The following is a 2957-nucleotide window of genomic DNA, read 5'->3' on the forward strand; positions in this document are numbered from 1 at the left end:
GTGTGAAGACCAGTTTTCCATCAATAATTTCGACTTTACCTTGGTCACTCGGCACAGACGCCGAGTCAATCGACAGCTTATCGCCATCAATGTCGGTGTCGTTTGGCAGGACATCAATCGTTACTGGCGTGTCTTCGTCAGTAACGGCATTGTCATTGGTCGCCACTGGCGCATCATTCACTGGTGTGACATCGACGTTCACCGTGGTGGACTCCGATACCCCACCCGACGTAACGATGTAGGTGAAGCTGTCAGCCCCGTGGTAGTTGTCGTTTGGCGTGTAAGTGACGCTGCCATCCGGGTTGACCGAGACCGTGCCGTTGGCTGGGCCGTTATTGGTATCCAGCGACACCACTTTGTCGTCGCCTTCAAACGTGTCGTTACCTAGGACGTTAATGATGGTCGGCGTGTCTTCCACAACCGTCGCGTTGTCTGCCACAATGTCAGCCACAGGCGCCACTGTGAAGTTCACCGTTTGGCTGACGCTTTCTCCGCTTTGATCGGTAGCCGTAAACGTTAGGTTTTCTGAGCCGTTCCAGTCTGCCGTTGGGCTAATAGTCGCAATGCCATTTTCTATTGAGACATTGACATTACTGTTGCCTGAGACGCTAAACGTTAACTCACCATCGGCGTTATCCACATCACTGAAGGCCGTATTCAGATCGATGGTGTATGGCGTAAAGTCTTCCGCCAAGGCTTGGTCTGCAATGCTGCTTTCAACCACAGGCGCGTCGTTCACCGCATTCACGGTGACGTTGACCGTCGCTTGGTCAGTCAGCGCACCATCGGTGACGGTGTAAGTGATTTCAGCATCGCCATGGAAGTTCTCAGCCGGTGTGAACACCAACTTGCCGTCAACAATTTCAACCTTACCTTGTGCTTCAGGTACAGACGCTGATTGGATAGACAGCGTATCGCCATCGATGTCAGTATCGTTTGGTAGGACATCAATCGTGACAGCGGTATCTTCTTGTGTTGTTGCCGCGTCATCGTTTGCCACTGGCGCATCGTTCACTGGTGTGACATCGACGTTCACCGTCGTGGACTCCGATACCCCACCGGAGGTGACGATGTAGGTAAAGCTGTCTGTGCCGTGGTAGTTGTCGTTTGGCGTGTAAGTGACGCTGCCGTCCAGGTTGACCGAGACCGTGCCGTTGGCTGGACCGTTATTGGTATCCAGCGACACCACTTTGTCGTCGCCTTCGAACGTGTCGTTACCTAAAACCTTAATGATGGTTGGTGTGTCTTCCACAACCGTCGCGCGGTCAGATTCAATATCTGCCACAGGCGCTACCGTGAAGTTCACCGTTTGGCTCACGCTTTCACCGCTTGGATCGGTAGCCGTAAAGGTCAACGCTTCAGAGCCGTTCCAGTCTGCGGTTGGAGTGAACGTAGCAATGCCATTGACGATTGCCACTTGAATGTTGCTGTTGCCAGAGACACTGAAGCTCAGCTCGCCATCCACGTTATCCACATCACTGAAAGCGGTATTTAGATCGATGCTGTATGGCGTGAAATCTTCCGCCAAGGTTTGGTCTGCAATGCTGCTTTCAACCACAGGCGTGTCGTTCACCGCATTCACGGTGACGTTGACCGTTGCTTGGTCGGTCAGCGAACCATCGGTCACGGTGTAAGTGATTTCAGCGTCACCATTGAAGTTCTCGGCCGGTGTGAAGACCAGTTTTCCATCAACAATCTCGACTGTCCCTTGCTCACTCGGCACAGACGCCGATTGGATAGACAGCGTATCGCCATCAATATCGGTGTCGTTTGGCAAGACATCAATCGCCACTGGCGTGTCTTCGTCAGTAATCGCCGTGTCATTGGTCGCCACTGGCGCATCGTTCACTGGTGTGACATCGACGTTCACCGTGGTGGACTCCGATACCCCACCGGAGGTAACGATGTAGGTAAAGCTGTCTGCCCCGTGGAAGTTGTCGTTTGGCGTGTAAGTGACGCTGCCATCCGGGTTGACCGAGACCGTGCCGTTCGCTGGACCGTTATTGGTATCTAGCGACACCACTTTATCGTCGCCTTCGAACTTGTCGTTACCTAAGACCTTGATGATGGTCGGCGTGTCTTCCACAACCGTCGCGCGGTCAGATTCAATATCTGCCACAGGCGCAACTGTGAAGTTCACCGTTTGGCTGACGCTTTCGCCGCTTGGATCGGTAGCCGTAAACGTTAGGATTTCAGAGCCGTTCCAGTCCGCGGTTGGAGTGAACGTAGCAATGCCATTGACGATCGCCACTTGAATGTTGCTATTACCAGAAACGCTGAAGCTCAGCTCGCCATCCACATTATCCACATCGCTGAAAGCGGTGTTTAGATCGATGCTGTATGGCGTAAAATCTTCCGCCAAGGTTTGGTCTGCGAGGTTGCTCTCAACCACAGGCGTGTCGTTCACCGTATTCACGGTGACGTTGACCGTGGCTTGGTCAGTCAGCGAACCATCGGTGATGGTGTAAGTGATTTCGGCATCACCATTGAAGTTCTCGGCCGGTGTGAAGACCAGTTTGCCGTCAACAATCTCGACTGTGCCTTGTGCTTCAGGTACGGAAGCTGATTGGATAGACAGCTTATCACCATCAATATCGGTGTCGTTTGGCAGGACATCAATTGTCACTGGCGTGTCTTCGTCAGTGACAGCGGTATCATCTTTTGCCACTGGCGCATCGTTGACTGGTGTGACATCGACGTTCACCGTGGTGGACTCTGATACCCCACCCGACGTAACGATGTAGGTGAAGCTGTCAGCCCCATGGTAGTTGTCATTCGGCGTGTAAGTGACGCTGCCATCCGGGTTGACCGAGACCGTGCCGTTCGCTGGACCGTGATTGGTATCCAGCGACACCACTTTGTCGTCGCCTTCGAACGTGTCGTTACCTAAAACCTTGATGATGGTTGGTGTGTCTTCCACGACCGTTGCTTTATCTGCCACGATGTCCGCCACAGGC

Annotated in this window: 1 protein-coding gene; it reads right to left on the reverse strand. The window is 53.2% G+C overall.

The window, feature by feature from the left end:
- Positions 1-2941 (reverse strand): tandem-95 repeat protein (locus NL626_RS22870; RefSeq protein ID WP_253657774.1); only part of this gene is annotated, 2941 nt, incomplete at its 3' end.
- Positions 2942-2957: the final 16 nt, after the last annotated feature.

The sequence above is a fragment of the Vibrio sp. Y58_MX_L22 genome (assembly GCF_024181865.1).
Classification (GTDB): Bacteria; Pseudomonadota; Gammaproteobacteria; order Enterobacterales; family Vibrionaceae; genus Vibrio; species Vibrio alginolyticus.